The sequence below is a fragment of the Blautia sp. MSJ-9 genome (genome assembly GCF_018919065.1).
In the GTDB taxonomy this organism is placed as follows: domain Bacteria; phylum Bacillota; class Clostridia; order Lachnospirales; family Lachnospiraceae; genus Blautia_A.
In genome coordinates, this window is sequence record NZ_JAHLQG010000011.1 from 12,869 (window position 1) to 34,551 (window position 21,683).

Annotated in this window: 20 protein-coding genes and 2 pseudogenes; 2 read left to right on the forward strand and 20 right to left on the reverse strand. The window is 37.8% G+C overall.

The window, feature by feature from the left end:
- Window positions 1–314 precede the first annotated feature (314 nt).
- The 7 genes from KQI87_RS02130 to KQI87_RS02160 form a co-directional block, all read right to left on the reverse strand.
- Window positions 315–1,256 carry a hypothetical protein gene (locus tag KQI87_RS02130; protein WP_216458708.1) on the reverse strand — a complete coding sequence of 314 codons (942 nt, stop codon included), beginning with the start codon at window positions 1,254–1,256 and terminating at the stop codon, window positions 315–317.
- 43 nt (window positions 1,257–1,299) lie between these two features.
- The gene (locus KQI87_RS02135) at window positions 1,300–2,076 is read right to left on the reverse strand and encodes a transglutaminase domain-containing protein (protein WP_216458709.1); all 777 of its coding nucleotides are present in this window, start codon (window positions 2,074–2,076) and stop codon (window positions 1,300–1,302) included.
- Window positions 2,077–2,156: 80 nt separating this feature from the next.
- Window positions 2,157–2,819: a hypothetical protein gene (locus KQI87_RS02140; RefSeq protein WP_216458710.1), complete on the reverse strand. Its 663-nt coding sequence runs from the start codon at window positions 2,817–2,819 to the stop codon at window positions 2,157–2,159.
- 15 nt (window positions 2,820–2,834) lie between these two features.
- Entirely contained in the window at window positions 2,835–3,806 is a 972-nt protein-coding gene (locus KQI87_RS02145) for a hypothetical protein (RefSeq protein WP_253292336.1), read from the reverse strand.
- A gap of 207 nt (window positions 3,807–4,013) precedes the next feature.
- Complete coding sequence (locus tag KQI87_RS02150) at window positions 4,014–4,595, reverse strand: leucine-rich repeat domain-containing protein (RefSeq protein ID WP_330655653.1); 582 nt, start codon at window positions 4,593–4,595, stop codon at window positions 4,014–4,016.
- Window positions 4,592–4,870, reverse strand: coding sequence for a hypothetical protein (locus KQI87_RS02155; protein ID WP_216458712.1), 279 nt, complete (start codon window positions 4,868–4,870; stop codon window positions 4,592–4,594). Before KQI87_RS02155 ends, KQI87_RS02150 begins: the two co-directional genes overlap by 4 nt.
- Before the next feature lie 40 nt (window positions 4,871–4,910).
- Entirely contained in the window at window positions 4,911–5,582 is a 672-nt protein-coding gene (locus KQI87_RS02160) for an Ig-like domain-containing protein (RefSeq protein ID WP_216458713.1), read from the reverse strand.
- Between the two features lie 269 nt (window positions 5,583–5,851).
- On the opposite strand from KQI87_RS02160, the gene KQI87_RS02165 reads away from it, so the two are divergent.
- A complete protein-coding gene (locus tag KQI87_RS02165; RefSeq protein ID WP_216458714.1) occupies window positions 5,852–7,036 on the forward strand; it encodes an SAM-dependent methyltransferase in 1,185 nt (394 codons plus the stop codon).
- 120 nt (window positions 7,037–7,156) lie between these two features.
- Here KQI87_RS02165 and KQI87_RS02170 read toward each other — a convergent pair whose 3' ends face one another.
- The 9 genes and pseudogenes from KQI87_RS02170 to KQI87_RS17455 all read right to left on the reverse strand — a co-directional run bounded on the left by KQI87_RS02170 (window position 7,157) and on the right by KQI87_RS17455 (window position 17,004).
- Window positions 7,157–7,549, reverse strand: coding sequence for a hypothetical protein (locus KQI87_RS02170; RefSeq protein WP_216458715.1), 393 nt, complete (start codon window positions 7,547–7,549; stop codon window positions 7,157–7,159).
- A gap of 131 nt (window positions 7,550–7,680) precedes the next feature.
- A complete protein-coding gene (locus tag KQI87_RS02175; protein WP_216458716.1) occupies window positions 7,681–8,343 on the reverse strand; it encodes an HAD family hydrolase in 663 nt (220 codons plus the stop codon).
- Window positions 8,344–8,401: 58 nt separating this feature from the next.
- Window positions 8,402–8,752, reverse strand: coding sequence for an Hpt domain-containing protein (locus tag KQI87_RS02180; protein ID WP_216458717.1), 351 nt, complete (start codon window positions 8,750–8,752; stop codon window positions 8,402–8,404).
- 314 nt (window positions 8,753–9,066) lie between these two features.
- Window positions 9,067–10,551, reverse strand: coding sequence for a S1C family serine protease (locus KQI87_RS02185; RefSeq protein ID WP_216458718.1), 1,485 nt, complete (start codon window positions 10,549–10,551; stop codon window positions 9,067–9,069).
- Between the two features lie 227 nt (window positions 10,552–10,778).
- Window positions 10,779–13,400 (reverse strand): DUF5722 domain-containing protein, encoded by a 2,622-nt coding sequence (locus KQI87_RS02190; protein ID WP_216458719.1) that lies wholly within the window; start codon window positions 13,398–13,400, stop codon window positions 10,779–10,781.
- A gap of 244 nt (window positions 13,401–13,644) precedes the next feature.
- Window positions 13,645–14,214 (reverse strand): signal peptidase I, encoded by a 570-nt coding sequence (gene lepB, locus KQI87_RS02195; RefSeq protein WP_216458720.1) that lies wholly within the window; start codon window positions 14,212–14,214, stop codon window positions 13,645–13,647.
- A gap of 365 nt (window positions 14,215–14,579) precedes the next feature.
- Window positions 14,580–16,142, reverse strand: coding sequence for an aminotransferase class I/II-fold pyridoxal phosphate-dependent enzyme (locus tag KQI87_RS02200; RefSeq protein WP_216458721.1), 1,563 nt, complete (start codon window positions 16,140–16,142; stop codon window positions 14,580–14,582).
- A gap of 707 nt (window positions 16,143–16,849) precedes the next feature.
- Window positions 16,850–16,900: pseudogene (locus KQI87_RS17100) on the reverse strand (hypothetical protein); the annotation flags it as partial.
- Between the two features lie 44 nt (window positions 16,901–16,944).
- Window positions 16,945–17,004: a DUF6783 domain-containing protein gene (locus KQI87_RS17455; RefSeq protein ID WP_441038637.1), complete on the reverse strand. Its 60-nt coding sequence runs from the start codon at window positions 17,002–17,004 to the stop codon at window positions 16,945–16,947.
- Between KQI87_RS17455 and KQI87_RS17110 the strand changes: the two are divergent.
- Window positions 16,996–17,058 (forward strand): annotated as a pseudogene (locus tag KQI87_RS17110) (DUF6783 domain-containing protein); the annotation flags it as partial. The gene KQI87_RS17455 and the pseudogene KQI87_RS17110 sit on opposite strands and share 9 nt — an antisense overlap.
- A gap of 601 nt (window positions 17,059–17,659) precedes the next feature.
- Here KQI87_RS17110 and KQI87_RS02205 read toward each other — a convergent pair.
- From KQI87_RS02205 to KQI87_RS02220, 4 genes are all read right to left on the reverse strand, one after another.
- Entirely contained in the window at window positions 17,660–18,907 is a 1,248-nt protein-coding gene (locus KQI87_RS02205; RefSeq protein WP_216458722.1) for a 3-isopropylmalate dehydratase large subunit, read from the reverse strand.
- 17 nt (window positions 18,908–18,924) lie between these two features.
- Window positions 18,925–19,416, reverse strand: coding sequence for a LeuD/DmdB family oxidoreductase small subunit (locus KQI87_RS02210; RefSeq protein ID WP_216458723.1), 492 nt, complete (start codon window positions 19,414–19,416; stop codon window positions 18,925–18,927).
- 191 nt (window positions 19,417–19,607) lie between these two features.
- A complete protein-coding gene (locus KQI87_RS02215; RefSeq protein WP_216458724.1) occupies window positions 19,608–20,858 on the reverse strand; it encodes a 3-isopropylmalate dehydratase large subunit in 1,251 nt (416 codons plus the stop codon).
- Window position 20,859: 1 nt separating this feature from the next.
- Window positions 20,860–21,342 carry a LeuD/DmdB family oxidoreductase small subunit gene (locus tag KQI87_RS02220; protein ID WP_216458725.1) on the reverse strand — a complete coding sequence of 161 codons (483 nt, stop codon included), beginning with the start codon at window positions 21,340–21,342 and terminating at the stop codon, window positions 20,860–20,862.
- Window positions 21,343–21,683: the final 341 nt, after the last annotated feature.

Genomic DNA, 21,683 nt, shown 5'->3' on the forward strand with positions numbered 1-21,683 from the left:
ATCTTTCTCCCTAAATATGTACAACTTTCTTATATGTTCCTCTTATACATCACTCATCCAGATCAAACATCTTTTACTGCATATAAGCAGTTATTCTGATACTAATCTTCATTCTGTAAACAGTAACCATATATTTCCCACTGTACTTAACAAGGGCACTGCACTATGTTATTACCTCAGATAATGCAGCGCCCTGTTTTTATTATTCTTATTTTTGATTTATGATTTCTATAGATATTTATCTGTAAAAATTCAAAACTGTCAATTTCAGATCAATGGAACTTTCACATTTATCTCATCTTTGTCTGATCTGATTAATTTAATAATCCATCATCCAGGCATCCGTTTCCACCATCATCGGAACCACTGTCATCAGATCCGTCATAGTCGTAATCGTCAGAGTCATCATAATCGTAGTCATAATCATTGCTGTAATCATAGTCGTTGTTATAATCGTAATCATTACTGTAATCATAATCACTGCTGTTGTCATAGCTCTCTGTTGACTGAGAAGTTGTCTGTGCAGGTGTCTCTGTTGGTTTCGGAAGCAGATCTTTCTCTGTCTGCAGAGTATTGTATTCCTTCTTCTGACTAATACTGTCAAATACCAGATATGCTACTTCATCTTCCAGATGAAGCTCTGCTTCTTCTGTATCACCAAATGGGAAAGTATGAATTTCAGCTGTTGTTCCATCTTCGAAAGTTAACTGAATGTTGTATTTTGGAACTTCTTTCTCAGCATCGTCTTTCTCTTCTCCGTCAGCTGTTTCCTCTGTTTTTGCATCTTCTTTGGTTTCTTCTGTTTCTGTAGCGTCCTTGCTGTCATCTGCTGCATCTTTGTTCTCTTCGTCTACTTTATCTTTAGCATTCGGATCAAACCAGAGCACTCTTTCTTCATCTGCTTCGAACTTATCTTCCTCTTTCAGGAAATTGTCCGGATATTCTTCGTCTTTTTCATTCTTAACAGCAACACCTGTGATAACTTTACCTGTAAGATTTTTTAACTTTACAGAGAGAACACCTTCTGTATCCTCTTCCGGTTTCTCACCGATGGTCTTTAAATCTTCATCCTTTGCTTCGTCATCTGCAGCTTCTGTATCATCTGCTTCTTTATTCTCTGTGTCTGCTGCATCCTTGTCTGCATCATCTGATGTTTCTGTTTTTGCTGTAGTATCTGCTGCCATAGCTGCCTGAGTAAATACAAGACTGCTTCCAAGTGCAGCCATCATAAATGCTGTTACGATTTTTCTTTTCATAATTTGAGTCCTTTCTAGTCGTTCTTTATAGTTTTTTACTGCTTTAGTTTACTCTCTTATAATTCACATATTTCAAAGTACCCTTAGCGCCATATGTAATTTTATATCCATTGTATCCCTTTGGACCATATTCATGCTGGAAGTTTGGATCGTACACATAAGTCTTTGTTTTACCGCCAACTTTCTGATCAATCTCAACCCATGCATGAGAGTTTTTACCTTTTTTAGTTAAAGCATAACCCTTTACAAAGTGAGCGTCGTATCCTGCAACTTTAGCCATCCAGTAAAAAGTAGCTGCCATTACATAACAATCACCTGCTCCTGTTTTAAACCCAAATACGCCATATTCTGCAGGTGTATTTTTTGCAAATTTTGTATTTCCATCATATGTAAGGGATGCAGACCAATTAAATGCTTTTTTCAAATTACCTTTATTTCTCTCAAGTACATTCGCTGCCATAGTCTCAACATCCGACAACTTTGTTGCCCGGCCATTCTTTTTAATTTTATAATAAGCATTCCTACTAACTTTATAGTACGGTTTGTTGGTTACAAGTTTTCCGTTTTTATCAAAACAATATGTGTATTTTCCAATTTTTTTTGCCTTATTTGTAACCTTTTTACCATTTTCGTAATAATATTTAACTCCTTTGACCGTTTTCCATCCGCTCTTTACTTTCGGAGTTGGTGTTACATCAGGTGTCTCAACTGTTCCATCTACATAATCAATAACAGTTGACTGCTCTGCCATAACCGGCATCACCGGTGTAAATGCCATTACTGAACTAAGTAATAATGCTGTAATCTTTTTTCTGTTCATATTCTGATCCTCTCTTCTTAGTCAATTTATTATTTGCAATTCACTAGTACATCGTTTCGTAAATAACTGGTTCACTTAAACTACCGTCTTACGGTAATACTTGCAACTACCTCTGCGCTGCTTCCTTTTCCAGTCGGGCGTACAACATTTAACTGTACATAATCATAAGTATAAGTAACATCCTTGCCGTTTCCATCCAGCATACATGTATTGCTCTTGCTTATTGTGCATTTTTTATATTTTCCAAGAACTTTCTTGATTTTTGATGCATTGTTCAGTTTTCCAAGAGTAGAAGTTGCTGCATATTTTCTGTATAAAGTTGTCTTCTTGGTATCTACAGCTCCTGTTTTCGGATTGAAGTAATACAGCTTCGGAATATCATAGATATTCGGGCTTCCTACACGGATTCCCTGTACTGTATGACCATTCACATCAAAGCCATAATATTTAGTACCAATCTTTTTCATCAGAATGCCATATTTTCCAACAGTATCTTTATCCGCCTGATAAGCAGCACCCTTTTTGTCGAAATAATAGCGGAAACCGCTGGAAGTTACTCCCCAGTTGTTAGTAACTTTCTGGTTGTTCGCATCATAACCATATCTTTTACCTGTTTTCTTGTCCAGTTTTACTTTGACAGTCTGTGGGCTTGCTGCATGTACTGTTTCAGCTACAGTAGCTAACGGTGTCAGCATAAGAAGCATGCAAAGTACGACTGCCAGAAATCTCTTTGTCTGTTTCATCTTCATTCTCCTTTTTTAAAATTTAATTTTGTACTCAATTGTATATGCAGGACGTGTATACGCACCAAATAAGGTTCCGTACATGTTATCGTAGTAAAGACCATTGATCATAACAAAACTGTGTCCATCTGGAATTGTAATGACATATGGTTCATATCCCAGCTCCTTCGCAATTGCTGCAACACTGCTGGCAATTCCATAACAATTTCCTGTCAGACCATTCTGGAACATCTGAAGGGCATATTTATAAACCCAGTCTTTTGTCTTAAATTCCTGTGGTGTCGGGTCCATATTTCCTACGAAGTTTGTATAGGCCATGATATAGCGGAAACAGGAACGGAATTTCTCATAATTGCTTGAATTTGCATTGCTGTGACGTGCGATAAAGTTTCTCGCTGCAAGCTTGCATCTCGCCTGTGTCAGATTTGACGCATATCCGTTCTTGTTAAATTTAATTCCGCCTACCGTCTCATTTGTTGCGCATTTACCGTTCTTATGCACATAGTACATTTTACCATTTAGTTCATTCCAACCTGTAATGGCTCTTCCCTTGGCATCAACGAAATATTTCACGCCATTAACCTTTACAACTGTATTCTTACCAGGCATTAATCTCTGTGCATTTTTGTCAAATACATAGAAGACACCATTAATTTTGTAATGACCATCATGGGCGGCAACACCATTTGATTTAAACCAATAATATTTGCCGTTGACCTTCTTCCATTTATTTCGGATTGGCTTATTATTTACGTAATAGCGATATATTTTGCCTTCCTTCAGCAAACCTTTTTTGGGCGCTGGTGTTGGTGTTACAGTTGGTAATGGTACCTCAGGTGTTACTTCCGGTGACGGTGTTACAGTAACTGTGGGTTCATTTGTATTCTCTGCAGCATAAGCACTCCCCGCTCCAAATGTAAGTGCTGCTGTCATCATCACGGCTGCAAATGTAACTTTCAGCGCAGATGAATTTCTCTTTCTTTTCATCAGTTTTTCCTCCTCATACTGTATCGTATTTAAAGTTGTCCTCCTTTGCGTTTTTATATTGCAATTATAGTATATTGGCCGTGTCTTTTCAATTCATCGAACGACTTTTTTATACAAAAACTGCCGGATTTTCCATATTTCGGGAAGTCCGGCAGTGGTTTTTGCTACTTCACAACTACTGTTTTGGTTTTGCTCATCCTAGATGTTCTACCATTCAATTGTGGCAGTTTCTGTTTCTTTATTATTAGAATATTTTACAGTATAATTTTTTGCAGCTACTTTCTTTCCTTTGTATGTTACTGTAATCTTTGGCTTCACAGCTTTGCCTGTATAGTCCATTGTTTCTGACGCCAATTTCAGAGTGAAACGTTCTGCCTTTGGCTTGGAACTGATAAACTCGAAACCGTTCTCTCTGGCATATTTTTCGACACTTGTGCCCGGATTTCCATAAATTTTAAAACCATTAATCTTCGTTTCAGAACCATTGGCACCAATCTTATACCCCAATGCAGTTCTTTCTATCGATACATCTCCATATAAATCCTGCAGTTTAATGGATGTAAGTCCACAGTTTGCAAATGCCCTGAACTGAATTTTAGAAATTGTTTCTACAGCCGGTAATTTAACACTCGTTAATTCACTACCTGAAAACGCAGAAAGTCCAATACTTCTTACTTTCGGCATATATACACTCGCCAGATTATTGCATCCTGAAAAAGTAAGAGTTCCTACTTCTACAACACTTGGCATAGAAACACTTCTGATCTTCGGACTGCTAAATGCATTCATACCACGAACATACAAAACTTTTTACCATTTATAGATTCGGGAATCTTTATATCTTTTGCATTTCCACTGTAACCAGTGATAACAATCGCACCGTTTTCTTCCTTATATGTAAATCCCTGATACTTCTTCTCCCCCGAGCTCGTTCCTGCTTCCAACTCTGCACTTGTTTCAACTGCCAGTGTGCTCTCTGATGTAAATACATCCTGCGCACTCACGGACATTGGTGTCACTGCCATCATAGCTGCTAAAATGATAGATATCGCTTTTTTCTTCATGTACTTTTCCCTCTTTCTTTTATCATATGATATATGAATTTTAATTACTGTACAACACGCCATCCTGAGCATTACTAAGCATTTGTTTGTAAAATCCTGAAGAATATTTCGCAGTTACTGTTTTTGTATTTTTATTATACGTATACAATACAGTATACGTATATCCTTTTACCTTCTGTGGTGTAGTACTCCCAGCCCAGCTTACATAATTATCTGTATAATATGCTTTTATCTTATTCCCACTAAGAACCCTATAATATCCGGTATCCTTATTTCTCCATCCAATCTGACACACTGTTCCATTCGATTTGAAAACAGTTGTATATTGAGAACTGAATTCCATTGTCCAGTCACTTACTTTATTCTTCCATGTTTTTCGGCTCCATGCCGGAGCTTTTGCTACTGTAACTTTGCATTTTGCTGTTTTTCCGTTAATATTTGCTGTCACTGTGGCACTTCCGGCTTTCTTTGCACGAAGCTTTCCAGTTGTAGAAACAGTTACAATAGATTTATTACTGGACTTCCATGTACATGACACAGATTCTGAAAAATTTGATTTTAGTTGATATGTTTCACCAATTTTTAATGTGATACTTTTTTTATTAAGTTTAATTGATAGTGTGTTTGCTTTTGCTGAATACATAGGCACAACAATAATTGACAAAATAATTGCAAAAACAACTGTCATCCATAATTTGAATTTCTTTCTCATAAAATTTTATCTTTTTCCTTTCATCAATCTATTCTTCTAAATCCAATTTAACCTACAGTTCCACAAAATAATCTTAACATTTCCTATCTATCCACACAATATGTGGCTTACTTTGTGGAGAACATTATTTTATTTACTGTCCACATATTTCATACAAAATCTTGCCACAAGATTTCTTGTTTTTCTCCCCATCTTTGTGTAATTCGCCCCTTGACGTAAACGCCCCTCTAAGGTGTATCATAACCCTGTGTTAAAGGAGGTAAACTATTATGTTTGAGACATTAGGAGAAAAGACAGAAGAGAAAGCAATGGTGCAGTTCCTTGAACGCTTTACAGATTATCCGTTTCTGGTAAAGTTTAAGAATTCCGAATATCATATCGGAGAAGGAGAACCTACATTTACAGTTAATTTCAAGAAAGCAATTCCTCTCGCAGATCTGGTCAAGAGTACTTCACTGGCATTGGGTGAAGCTTATATGCGTGGTGACCTTGAAGTCGATGGAAATCTTTACGAAGCACTGGATCATTTTCTGGGACAGATGGGTAAATTCTCTACCAATGAATCTGCTCTGAAAAAGATCATGTTCAGCTCCACTTCTAAAAAGAACCAGGAAAAAGAAGTAACCAGTCACTATGACATTGGAAATGATTTCTATAAATTATGGCTGGACGAAACTATGAGTTATTCCTGTGGTTATTTCATTCATGAAGATGATACTCTGTATCAGGCACAGGTAAATAAAGTTGATTATATTCTTAAGAAATTACATCTTGAAGAGGGAATGAGTCTTCTGGATATCGGTTGCGGATGGGGATTCCTGTTAATTGAAGCTGCAAAGAAATATAAAGTTCACGGCACTGGAATTACTTTGAGCCATGAACAGTATGCAGAATTCCAGAAACGTATTAAAGAACAGAAACTGGAAGATTATCTTACGGTTGAACTGATGGATTACCGTGATCTGCCGAAACATGATTACCAGTTTGACCGAGTTGTCAGTGTCGGTATGCTGGAGCATGTGGGTCGTGACAATTATCAGCTCTTCCTTGACTGTGTAGAAAAAATTCTGAAACCAGGTGGATTATTCCTGCTTCACTTTATCAGCGCTCTCAAAGAACATCCGGGTGATCCATGGGTTAAAAAATATATCTTTCCAGGTGGAACAGTTCCAAGTCTCAGAGAAATTCTGAATCATATGGCAGAAGATAACTTCCATACTCTGGATATTGAAAATCTTCGTCTCCACTATAACAAGACACTTCTTCACTGGGAAAAGAATTTCCGGGATAATATCGAAAAAGAAAGAACTATGTTTGATGAAACATTCCTGCGTATGTGGGATCTCTACTTATCTGCATGTGCCGCTACCTTCCATAACGGAATTATTGATCTTCATCAGATTCTTATGACTAAGGGCATTAATAATGAATTGCCAATGACACGTTGGTATTAAAACCTAAAAACTGTCTGGATTTATATTCTTTAATCCAGACAGTTAATAAAAATCACTTTCTAATTTTTTATATTTTCAACGTCCCATTCTGACTATTTTTATCCTAACATCATCTCACATTTAATATTTCTTCAAGCATTTTTTCAGATAATTCAACTGTTTTGTTTTATTTTTACTGCTATATATATTTACTACTTTTCCCACATACTTATAAACTGCATTTGCAAATTTTTTAGGATTTTTGACAGAATAAACATACCTTTTATCTTTTACTAATTTATTACTTTTCCACTTATATACAGTAAGCTCATCCGCGTTTTTACATATAACCATTTTACTAGTATACATAATTCTGCTTCCCCCTGTTATTTTAGATACATATTGGGGTTTTCCATTTTTATATGTATAAATATCATATCCTCCAATAAAATTCTTATAATAATTCCTAAAAATAAACAATTCTGGAATCTTGTCACCGTTTATATCTTCACATCCAAAACGTGGATAATCCATATCTTAAAAGAGTCTATTTAATCAAAAAGAGTTTCTGTCGTTTTCCCCTTTTACAGAAACTCTTCTTATTCTTTCTTTGTATATATTGTTCTTTTTGATTTTCAAAATACAGTATACCAGCCTTCGGTACATTAGTTATCAGCTTGTATTACTTCATCCATTCTTTCATAATAATAATCGCAAACTTCTTTCATTCTGGAAAGATTCTCCTCGTTGCTTGCATCATAAACACCAACAACTACGAAACCTGCCTCCTTTGCCGTCTCTGCAGCATGGATAGCATCTTCAAATACCGCTGTATTCTCTGGCTTTGTCTGCAGGAATTCTGCTGCTTCCCGATAAATCTTTGGTTCATCTTTCCCTGCACCTACCTCTGTGCATGTATAAATTTGCTCAAAGTATTGCAGAACACCGTTTCTTTCCAGCGCTGCTTCCACCAGTTCTTTATTACTGGAAGTGGCAATTACCATTTTAATTTTCTTCTCACTCAACCATTCCAGCGTTTCTTTCACACCTGATTTCAATGGTGCTTCAAACCGATAAAAATCACTTACAATTTTCAGAACTTCTTTTACAATCTGTGGAATCGGTTTATCAATCTGATATTCTTCCTTCAGATAAGCTGCTCCCTGTTCCAGACTCATAGTATTCAGCACGTCATGAAGTCCTTCTCTCGCCGAAATTCCAAGACTTGTCAGGTAGCGTTCTCCGATATCATCCCACACGGGCATAGAATCCAGTAATGTCCCATCTACATCAAAAATACATGCCTGAACTTCAGTAATATCACTCATTATTCTTTACCTTTTTATGCAGCTTCCTCGCTGCTCATCTGATGCCATTACTACAAAATCAATCGTCCATCATCTGAATCGCATCAGTTGTCTTCTTGTACTGCTCTTCTACCTTTGCAAAAAGTTCTTCACAACCTTCTGTGTTTCTGCCTCTGAGCTGCTCTGTAATATCAAAGCTTGGTTTATACAGATTGTCAAATCCAAGATTCTGGCATACACCTTTTAATGTGTGAGCAGCCCGAAATGCTTCCTCACCATTTCTCTGTGCCAGATTATCTTTCAGGCTCTGGAAACTTCCGTCATCCAGAAACTTCTTCGCAAATTTCTTAATCAGACCTTCACTTCTCAGTCTTCCCAGAACACCTTCATAATCCGCACCCATCTGTTCATAACATTCTTTTACTGTCATATCTATCTCCTCTTTATTTACGTTAACAACCTTCCAATTTATCGCTATACCAATTCATGCAGTACCAGTATTTCCTATAATTCGCCTGTTTTTGCAATATGATTATTTTATCACACCATGTAGCCATTCACAAGTATTCTTACAAAAAAGAATCGCGAAAAATCGCACGAAAAATAGTTAATTCATCCCCAAAAAAGCACTTTCATATGCAAGTGTCTGTCACATATGAAAGTGCTGATACAAATCATATTTTTATAAGTATTAATCCCTGCTGCCAAACATATATAAACCTTATTTACTGTTTAACATTCAGCTTATCTGAAAAATCCCTGATTCTGGAAATATTCGATAAACGGATTTTCGTTGTCATTCTCATCGGAATCGCTGTTGTCTTCGCTGTCAGCATCTTCGTTGTTATCTGACTTTGAGTCTCCTTTATCCTTTTTATCTTTTTTACTGTCCTTGCTGCTATCGCTCTTGCTGTCATCAGCATTTGTATTTTCATCCAGAGTCACTGTGATCGTTTCTTCTTTATAACCATTTCCACTAGGAACCTGAACTGTCAGATCTACATCTTCACCTGGTTCATAGTAGGAAAGATATTCAATCAACTGATCTGCACTTGAAACAGATTTTCCATTGAATTCTGTAATAACACTGTTTGCTTTCAGACCTGCTTTATCTGCTGCACCGCCATCTGTTACTTTTGATACAAATACACCTGCTGGAATTCCATACATCTGAACTGCTTCAGAACTTACAGAAGTGCATTTAATTCCAATTACACCATGCTCAGAATCATCCAGTTTATCTCTGGAAGTCTCATTCATCAGGTTCTGAAGAATGTCTGTTACATCAGAGATTGCGATTGCATAACCCATACCTTCAACTTCTGTAGATGCAAGTTTTGCAGAGTTGATACCTACAACCTCACCTTCCATATTCAGAAGAGCACCACCACTGTTACCAGGGTTGATAGCTGCATCTGTCTGGATCAGGTTTACACCTGCACTGCTGTCATCACTTCCATCTGTTACTGTATTGTTATCAGAATCCATTCTACGGTTCTTAGCACTTACAATACCGGTTGTAACAGACTGACCATATCCAAGAGCATTACCAATAGCAACTACCTGCTCACCAACTTTCAGATCATCGGAGCTGCCAATCTTTGCAACGGAAATAGCGTCCATTGTGTCACTGTCAATATCATCCAGAGCTACAGATACAACTGCAAGGTCTCTCTCTTCATCAAATCCTTTTACAGATGCTTCTACTGCATTTCCATCTACAAATGCTACTGACAATGTATCTGCACCTTCTACTACGTGATAATTTGTAGCGATCAGAAGTTCATCATCATTCTTACCAACAATGATACCTGAACCACTACCTTCCACTTCCTGTTCCTGCTGCTGTGGAGCATATCCGTACATTCCATATATTCCATAGTAGTTCTGTACTTCCTGAACAGATTTTGTTGTGATAGATACGATAGACGGAAGTGCTTCTGATGCAATATCAGATATATCAAGGCTACCTTTTGCTGTGCTGTCTTTTGCTTCTGTGCTGTCATCTGTTGCAGAATCACTGTCGTCTGCTTTCTTCTCAGATTTTGCAAATGTCAAAGTTGTTTCATCTTTATTTGCTGCTTCTACTGTTGTTGTTCCTGTAATCTTATTGATTCCTTCAAAGCTTCCTGCTGCCAATCCGCCTGCAAGTACTGCACACAGGCTAAGTGTAAGACCTTTCTTTGCGATTTTTCTAATTTTATCATTTCTGTTATCTTTATTCATCATAATAAAGTCCCTCCCTGGATCTATGTCAATTTCATAAAGCAATCTGAAATGAATCTTTTAAGTATTGCTTCATGTTTATTTATCTCTGTTTCCTTTTGATGCTTCTAAGTATAGAAATGATTTGTGTTCTTTGTGTGGGAAAAATGTGTTTAATTTGTGATGATTTTCCGTTTGTTCAATCATCAACATGATTTTCATAGAAATATTCATCTCCACACATGATCTCCCTAACTCCTATACATATTGAAAATTCTCTTCGCGGTATACCCTGGAACCTGTGCTTTCCAGTTTCCTACCTGACTGTTCAATACTTTCTCTGTATATTTCAGTGAATTAGAACCATCCATATTGGCAAAAACATTAAATGCTGTTTTCTTTTTGCCATTTGCATCCTTCAATCCCATCGCTAGTCCCTGCGCAACCTCATGAGCTTCGTCTTTGTAGCTTCTTATAATAAACGCATCAATCATTGGATTGCATGCTGCCTTGTAATATGCCAGTGCCAGTGCTGCCGCCTGGTTTGCCTGTCCTCCGGATGCAGAAGAGAATCCCTGTTCAGAAAGAATAATCCTTGTATTTGATCCATATTTACTTTTTACATAGTTTGTCAATGTCTCAATATTTCGCATTGTAATAAATGTTGTTGAATTTGCATCACTGGTAAACATAGATGCATTTGCTCCTGACCAGAACTGAGAGTCTGAAAGCGGCTGATTATAGGCATGATATGCAAGATTCCAGTTAACACCTTTCTGCATACTGGAAATCTTAGATGCAAAACTGTCTAACGTTGATTTTGCACTGTAGCAGACTGTAAATGCATTTTTCTGGTTCCAGCAGTTATCCAGGCAAATAAATACTTTGGAACTTGCCCGGCTGCTGCGTACTGCATTGTACAGACAGCGGAATGCTTCACTGTACATGGAAATAAATTTGGAGAAACTGACGTTTCCTACGTAATAATATCCACTCATAGTATTTACTTCATTTCCAAGAATCCAGTTACTGATATAGCAATTATTGCTTCCAAACTTCTCTCCCAGATATGCAAATATTGCCTCCATAGTCTGTCTCGTTGTACTGTTATCTGTATTCCATCCATAGTAAGCAGTTTCCGCATATGGACTGTTTCCCGTGGTAAAACTCTGGGTACTTGCATTCTTATCAATACTTATCTGTGCAGTCACCTGAATTCCTTTTGCATTGCACTGCTGAACCAGATTCATATATCCATATAAACCATTAAAATGATACGTCTTTCCATTATACTTATACGTTTCCACCCCACTGTCTTTTCTCATTAGATCTGAAATATATAAGTTGAAAAATATAGTCTTGGATTTTGTATCGGTTACTTCACTGAAAGTCGTGGACTGTATCCCTTTTTTCGTTTTTGGTACAAAATATGTTGCTGTATTTGAACTGAGTTTTTCCGGATTGCTGACATAACTTTTCGAACTGATCACTGTATATATAGTCTTGGATTTCTTTACTCCTACTGCGAATTTTCCCTGTGCATATTCCGGATGTCCAGAAATATCCAGTTTAAATGTAATTTTTCCATTTGCTGTTTCTGGCTTATTTACCTTCGCTGCTGCTTTCTTTACCTTGCCTGTATTAGAATCTACATACACCAGATAATAATAACTGTCTGTACTTTTTACGTAATTGGAGACAGTTGCAGAGGCTGTGATGGTCTTTGCTTTTGTTCCTTTTATAGAGGTCAATGTAGCCGCTTTTGCCGATGGACTGATTTCCTTTGTCCACTTTGCATATAAAGTAAGTTCACCTTCCGTCCCCTTCTCGATCACGCTTATCTTCTTTTTGTACTTGCTGTCTGTATACCATCCTACAAAATGATATCCGGAACGTGTTGGATTTTTTAATTTAATCTCATCTTCTACTGTGTAGGTCTTCGGATTGGATGAATTATTTTTTCCCTTATTAAGTTTGTATGTAATCTTATACGCAGAAGCTTTTTCCCAGATAGCGTATAAGGTTACTGTATCTTTATTCTCTGTAGTTGATACTTCAGATGATGTACCTGCTGGTTCTTCTGTATCGGATGGTTCTTCTGAAACAATTGGCTGTTGTGTATCTACCGCCTGTTGTGTATCCGCAATCTGTTTTGCATTAGTTGCAATTTCTGCATCATCTGTGCTTTCTGTCGCAACTACGTTTGCTACATCCAATATTTCTTCTGTATTTTCAGATTGCTGTACTGCAGTATTCGCTGTTCCATTTTCATTTACTATTGTGTTTATACCTGACAGTTGAGAAGTCTCCATATTTCCTTCTGTTGCTGCAGTCTGAACGGTATTCTGCTCATTTTCTCCCTGTGTCTGCACTTCTGAATTGACTGATATCAGTAAGTTTCTGATCGAGTCTCCTGGTTTGTACGCATTACCAGTACCATCTTCTTTTGTATTCCATTCTTTAAATGTATAACCAGCTTTTCCATTTAATGCTGCCGGTGCTTTCGCAGTCTCAATGTCTGCATATGGGATCACATATGACTTTTGCAGTTTTCCCTCACTATAGAGCTGTATGATATATCCTTCTGCTGCCTGAGCTGTATCCGCGTCCCCTGGCTCTGGCTGTTTAGGATGATCCATATCATCTGAAGATGTTTCCGCCTCATTATCAGGCTCCGATTCTCCTGTCCCAAATACCTCTTTATCGTCTTTCTCAGTTGGCAGTTCCTCTTCTGCCTCGTCTTCAAATTCTTCGTGTACAATTATATTTCCGTCGGCAGAAAATTCCGCTGCCCATAATGTCTGTGGTATACAGGAGGACGCGAGCATAGATACTGCCAGTCCTATTGCCATGAACTTCTTCCATTTATTCATATTCTTCTCCTTCTCTTATTTCATACCTGTCTGCACTTTTCAGTAACTGTTTCGTAATTGTCCAGTAGCTTCAAGGTTAATTTATCTTTGGTGGAAAAATTTTGACTGAAACCTCTCAAACCAGAGTCCTGCTGAACAACTACAATGTCTCTATTTAGTATAGCATCTGCAAAATCCTCCGACAACAAAAAAGACCGTTAAATCAACTCTTTCCTGCTGATCTAACGGTCTCTCATGTACTTTTTTATTTCACAGTTCCAATCTTATTTAATGGCCAGTAACGAACTGCCACCTGTGCCTCAATTGCATCTTTTTCTACAAAGGTATTCTGCCAATAACGGGAATCCATACTGTGGTTTCTGTTATCTCCTAACATGAAATAGCATCCCTCAGGAACCGTATATGGTCCAAAACTTCCCTCCGGTGTTTCCGGGCAAAAGCTGTCATCTAATGGTTCTTCAGAATCATTGATATATACTTTTCCATCCACAATATTTACGGTTTCTCCAGGCAGGCCGATTACTCTTTTTACAAAAAGCTGAGATGGGTCATCCGGATATTTGAATATTACGATATCAAATCTCTCTGGATCATCTTTTATATATGCCAGACGATTTCCAAATACTCTGTCGCCTGTCATAATCGTCTCTTCCATAGATCCTGATGGTACTCTCGCATTAATATATACGAAGTGTCCAAGCAGAAATGCTATGACGAAAACAGCAATAATGATCTTTGCATAGTCCCATACTTCTTTCCAGACTGACTGGCTTTTACTTTGCTGTTCTGTCTGGTTTTTTTCCTCATTTTCCATCTTCTGTCGTACCTCCAATTTGTGCCAATACATCTTTGCAGATAAGTATATCATGTATCTTTCAGGATCATGTAATAACTGTTTTGCAAAGAATACGTTGAATATAGTTTATCACATCTGTGCTTGCTTCACCACTTAATTTTTTATAAAATCGTTGTGAATGTTTCACGTGAAACAATGTCTCTTTTATTACAAAAATATTATTCTGCTATTTCTATAACCTTTTTTATACTATAGTTTTATCTTCAGTATCATATATTGCTTTTCACTTCATCTTTTTTATAGAATACTTTATCTTATAAAAGAAAAAGCGTTATGTTTCACGTGAAACATATACGCTTTTTTCTACTCTAACAAGTAAAATCTTAGATTTCCTGCTGATAATACTCCAGAAAATCTCTGATCTTTCCGGCTGCTTCTTTCAGTACTTCTATTCTAGGTAAATAAACTACTCTGAAGTGATCTGGCTGATGCCAGTTAAATCCACCGCCATGTACCAGCAAAATCTTCTTTTCTTTTAACAAATCCAATGCAAATTTCTCATCATTTACAATATTAAATTTCTTTGTATCAATCTTAGGAAACATATAGAATGCTGCTTTCGGTTTCACAGCAGTAATTCCCGGAATATCTGTCAATGCATTATAAATAAACTCTCTCTGCTCATAAATACGTCCACCAGGAACAATATAACTCTCCACACTCTGATGTCCACCCAATGCAGTCTGAACAATTGACTGTGCCGGTACATTAGAACAAAGTCTCATATTGGAAAGCATCTTAATTCCTTCGATATAGTCTCTGGCAATTGCTTTATTACCGCTCAGGATCATCCATCCAATTCTGAATCCTGCGATCATATGTGATTTTGACAGACCACTAAATGTTACACAGAATAAATCAGGAGCCATAGAAGCAATAGAAATATGTTCTTCACCATCCATTACCAGACGATCATAGATCTCATCAGAGAAAATGATCAGATGATGTTCTCTGGCAATATCTACTATTTGCTGTAATACTTCTTTCGGATACAGCGCACCAGTCGGGTTATTCGGATTTATAATAACGATTGCTTTTGTTCTGCTGTTAATTTTTCTTCGTATATCATCCATATCTGGATACCACTCTGCCTGTTCATCACAGATATAATGTACTGCTTTACCTCCGGCAAGAGTTGCACATGCTGTCCATAATGGGTAATCCGGGGATGGAATTAAAATTTCATCTCCATTATCTAATAAAGCTGACATACTAAGGTTGATCAGCTCGCTGACACCATTTCCTGTATAAATATCCTCAATAGATACATTAGGAAGTTTTTTCAGCTGCGCATACTGCATAATTGCCTTTCTGGCAGAGAATAAACCTTTTGCAGGGGAATATCCCTCACATTCTGTCAGCTGCTGTCTCATATCATAGATTACTTCATCCGGTGTTCTGAATCCAAACGGTGCCGGGTTTCCGATATTCAGCTTCAGAACCTGAGTTCCTGCATCCTCCATACGTGCAGCTTCCTCAACAACAGGTCCTCTTACATCATATAACACATTATCCAGCTTTGATGACTTTTTAAATTCGCGAACCTGTGCTTCTTCTACTGTATTATTCTCGTTTTCTTTCATATTATTATTGTAATTATAATCAAATTTCATATTTTCCATCTGAACTCTTGCCTCATTTGTGTCTTTCTTTAGTGGTTCTACTGCTGTATCATTTCCTTTTAACCAATCCGCTTCTACCTCTAATGTATTCGCAAGGAAATGGAGGATTTCAGATCTGGGAGTTGTTTTGCCGCTCAGATACTGACTCACATGGCTCTTTCCAAGTTTTACTCCCTGCTCTGCCGCCTTCTTTACAAGGTCAATCTGCTTCATATTCTTCTGTTCCATCGCTATTTTTAATCGTTCAGCAAATATATTATTCATAAATACAATCTCCGTTCTTTGTAAGAAACAAATTAACCCGTTCTAATTAATGGAATGTTGGTATACTTCCTAACTCTTTTACATATATTATTATAGAAAGAACAGGTATGTTATATCGTTTATACGGGAATGAAAATACATACAAACATTAATCAAGTTCAAATATATTTCTTCTGGTCTTATATGTAAACATATGTTCTGTTCATTTTTAAAACCCGCATTTTATCAGCTTTTTCAAGTTTTTTTCTTTGCTATTATACTATAATTGAACTGATAATTCAACGGTAAATTTCATTATTTTCAATTTTATTAACAAAGTTCAACATTCAGTTCAGTTCGTGGTTCATTTTTATTTTGAACTATATTGAACTTATTAATCATTTTGTTATTTCGGTTCAATTAGTTTAATTTATTATTTTGAACTGTTTATTGAACCAATATTAAACTTTCTTCATTTTGGTTCAATATTAGTTCACTTTTATGTTCAATATCTTTAAAAAATCCTTTATTTACGCGGTTTTTGTATCATTTCATATATCCCATTTGTTTTATTTTAAGTTCAAAATAGCATATATTTTATTACTATTTTGGACCAGGAAGATAAAATTATCCTCTTTCATGCCTACTCATGGCAAAATAACCATTTCTATGCCGAATCTCTTGCTCCGCATTGCCTCTATAATCAATCTCAAACTATATACGAAACCCTAAATAAGATTAGAGCGTGTTTGAAAAGGGCTTTCTGCAGGATGTGCGTCACAATTTGTGGGAGGTTTCGTTCGGATGAGGGCGTCGCAGCGGGCTACCACCGGACCACGACAACCGAATTCGGGCAAAATATACCGCAAAGTGGGGCGTACAGATTGCGGGAATGATTTTTCAAACACGCTCTAGTCCAATAAATCCTGGCTGTTAATCTACATAGCATTTATTAATATCTGATAAAATACAGTCAGCTGATTTATCACACTTACATCTACGTCTTATTATATGTAGACAAAAGTTCATATATATCAACACTACAATGTATTATAAAATTCTATTTTTGTTTTCTAAAAACAGATTCCAGGTGGTATTCTTCTTCAAACACTGTATTGAGTATTTTATAAAATCGAAGTTTTGTTACATCTTTTTGTCCTATAACAAATATTCCATTGTATATCGTACATTCCTTCTATTAGACAATTCTGAAGAACTTTTTTGCTCTTATAACATAAGAATATTAACATTTTATTTGCTATAACATAAAAAAATACATATAGAAATTCTGCAAACCTGTCAGAAATTCCATATGTATCTTTTCTTCCCCTATTTATCATCAAATACACCCTTTCTTTACTGTATTATCCAGTCAGATACTCTATTATGCGATATGAAATACGTCTCCGTATCATTTTATAACATAAAATAAGCCCACTGCTTACTCTTTTTATAAATAATACAGTGGACTTATCTGTTAGTTTCTTGTTTTATTGCTTATTAGTACGATTTATGTCACATTAAATTTATTGTCCAATTTATTTCTCTGGACTTACGATTTTACCAGCTACTGCACATGCAGCTGCTGTTTTCGGAGATGCAAGGTAGATTTCTACCTTGGAAGTTCCCATGCGGCCAAGGAAGTTTCTATTATTTGTAGCTACTACACGTTCACCGTCTGTAAGAATTCCGCCTGCACGTCCACAGCATAATCCACATCCAGGATGTGTGATCATGGCTCCTGCCTCTGCTAAAGTGTCCAGGATTCCCAGTTCGATTGCCTGACGATATATTTTACGGCTTGCAGGGGTTACGATTAATTTCACGTAATCTGCTACCTTTTTGCCTTTTAAGACCTCTGCAGCGGCTTTCAGGTCCTCCAGACGACCATTTGTACAAGATCCGATGAATACCTGATCGATTTCTGTTCCTTCGAGTTCGCTTACATTTCTGATCTTATCTACCTGAGACGGGCATGCCATAACCGGTACGAAGTCTTCTGCGCGATATGTAATAGTCTTCATATATGTTGCATCCTCATCGCCTACAAGGCTCTTCTGGAAGTCATTTAACTCGATTTCGCAGTATTCTGCGGTCTTTTCATCCGGTGTGAATAATGCACATTTCGCACCGGCCTCGATTGCCATGTTTGCCATGGTCATACGGCTTGCTACCGTCATATTCTTTATTGTGCTGCCTGTGAATTCAAGTGCTCTGTATGTAGCTCCATCAGCGCCCAGATCACCGATCAGACGCAGGATAATGTCTTTGGACATAACGTTTTCCGGAAGTTCTCCCTCGATCACGACTTTAATTGTCTCCGGAACTTTGATCCACATCGTTCCTGTTCCCAGGATACTTGCCATTTCTGTATATCCGATACCAGAAGAGAATGCACCTACACATCCGTAAGTAGTTGTATGGCTGTCTGTACCGAATACAATATTGCCTGGTTTCACGTAGCCCGCTTCAGTCATTAACTGATGGCAGATTCCGTCACTTCTGTGGACGTTTTTCATGCCGTATTTCTTTGCAAAAGCATCTCCTGTATGGAAATGTCTGGTATCATCTAACTGACTTGCAGGAACCAGATGATCGTAGATCAAAACTACTTTATCCGGGTCCCAGAGCTTCGTAAAGCCCATTTCCTCGAACTTTTCTGCTACGAACGGGATAAATATATCATGGATCATAACTCTGTCTACATTGACCGTTACGATGTCTCCTGGCTTTACTGTTTTTCCAACATTGTTTCTAATGATTTTCTCAATAACTGTCTCGCCCATTTGCTTCTCCTTTCCCATTAATCCAGACCGTTTAATTTACGCATGGCTTTTACAAGTCCGCCTGCCTGGATAATACTCATCAGATTCTCCGGCAGAGAAGCGATCGGGTACTGTTTTCCATTGTAATCTACATGTTCGTTCATCACTACGGTTATTTCGTCGCCCTCTTTGATGTCATCATGGAGATTTGGCTGTTCGATCAGGAGAAGTCCGTTGTTAATAGAGTTTCTGAAGAAAATTCTTGCAAAAGATTTGGCAATTACACACTGGATTCCCAGTGCTTTGATGATTTCCGGTGCCTGTTCTCTGGAAGATCCGCATCCGAAGTTCTTTCCTGCAACAATAATGTCACCTGGCTGAATCTGTCCTGCCAGTTCCGGGCGCAGCGGACAAAAGCCATACTGTTTCATATCGTCGATTGTTTTCAGTGCGAGGTATTCTGTCGGGATAATGATATCTGTATCGATATCATCGCCAAGTACCCACACTTTTCCTGTGAATTTTTCCATAATTTTACCTCTTTATATCTACGTCTGCATATGTATTGAGCTTACATTCCAAATGTAAACGAAATATATGCAGAATCTATAGTTTCTCAACAAAATGTTTCATGTTTCACGTGAAACAGCTGTGTTTAACATCACGTGAAACCAGGAGCACTGCTTCCCACATCTCGGTTTCACTATCTTATTTATGTAATTTATACTTCACTTGCCAGCGCAATCTTTCCTGCAATAGCAGATGCTGTAACAGTAGCTGCTGATCCCAGATATACTTTGGAGCTCGGATGTCCTGCACGGCCTTTGAAGTTACGTGTTCCTGTGCTGATGAGGACTTCGTTTTCACCGATAACACCCTGGCAGCTTCCCCAGCATACGCTGCAGTTCGGATTCATAACAATGGCTCCAGCGTCCATAAAGGTGTCTATAAGACCTTCTTTTAATGCCTGGCGGTAAATTGTCTGGCTTGCAGGTACAACGAGGAATCTGACGCCCTCAGCGACCTTCCTGCCCTTAATGATCTCAGCGCCGACACGGAGATCTTCAATACGTCCGTTGTTGCAGGAGCCAAGGAATGCTTCATTGATCTCAATTCCGCAGGTTTCTTCTGCAGGAACTACATTATCTACAAAGTCAGGTTTAGCAACTACAGGACGGACTTTTGATAAATCAAATGTATATTCTCTTGCATAAATAGCATCTGGATCACTGTGGAATACAGCTTTTGGTTCACGTCCGTGTTCTTTCAGGTATTCGATAGCCTTTTCGTCTGCTTCAAAGATACCAGTCTTAGCACCTGCCTCTACTGCCATGTTGCAGAGCGCCATACGGTCACTGATGCTGAGTGTTTTTGCACCCTCTCCTGTAAATTCCATTGCCTGATAATTACATCCGTTTGCACCAATTTCTCCGATAATTGTAAGGATCAGGTCTCTTGCATAAACACCCTCAGGAAGTTTGCCTACAAGATTGAATTTCACGCTCTCAGGAACCAGTACCCAGGATGTTCCTGTAACCATTCCGTACAGGAAGTCTGTGCATCCTACACCTGTTCCAAATGCGCCTAATGCACCGTAGGAGCATGTATGGCTGTCTGCGCCGAAGATCAGTTCACCCGGGCGGACATAATTCTCGATCATAACCTGATGGCACACACCTTTGCCTTCCCAGAAATCAATATTGTTTTCTTTTGCGAAATCTCTCATTTTCTTCTGGGATGCTGCTGTTTTCGGGCTGTCAGACGGTACATTATGATCCACGATAAACACAAGCTTGCTTGTATCTGCAATGTGCGGATTCTTTAATTTGTTATTGTACATATCAACAGTAAGATGTGTGGTTCCATCGTTACTCATCAGACGGTCAAGTTTGACTGTATGGATATCTCCAGGTTTTACACTGTCTACTCCTGCTGCTGCAGCGATAATCTTTTCTGCAATTGTCATTCCCATTTTACTTTTCCTCCTTGTTCAGAGATGCGATCAGGCCGCCCTGATTTAAAATGTTCTGCATGTATTCCGGAAGTTTTGTACAGGAATATGTTTTTCCGTTGGCTTCTACAGTTCCCTCGGACATGTGAAGAACCATCTGGTCTCCGGTATTTACTTCGTCCGGAAGATCTTTACAGACAATTACCGGTAAGCCGATATTGATAGAGTTTCTGTAGAAGATTCGTGCGAAAGATTTCGCTACGACTGCCTGTACACCTAATGCTTTTAATACGCCAGGTGCCTGCTCTCTGGAGGAGCCGCATCCAAAGTTCTCCCCGCCTACTACGAAATCCCCAGGTTTTACTTTCTTAGAAAAATCCGGATCCAGTGATTCAAAGGCGTGGCCTTTCATCTCATCCAGATTCGGAAGTAACAGATACTGTGATGCTATGATCTGGTCTGTATCCAGATCGTTATGAAATTTAAAAATTGTTCCTGTTTCCATAAAAACCAGTTTCCTTTCTGTATTGTTTTATGTTTTAATAATTTATCTCTCTTTAGCGATTTATTCAGATAAATTCTTTTCCTATTTTAGCACAAAAGACAGGAGGTTGAAAACGCCTGTTTTCAATATTCCTGTCTTTTTTATAATACCACGCTAAATCTATTCTTAACCTCGTGTGATAATAGCTGATGATAAGTCGCCTTGATTTAATTGTGAAAAGCATACGCCGTAAATGAGGACTTACTCTCATGTAAAAGAGTTTAAACATATACCAATTGTCTTGTTCATCAAACATTTTTAAAAGAAAAAAAGATCTCTGCTTTCTATCTGCAAAGATCTTT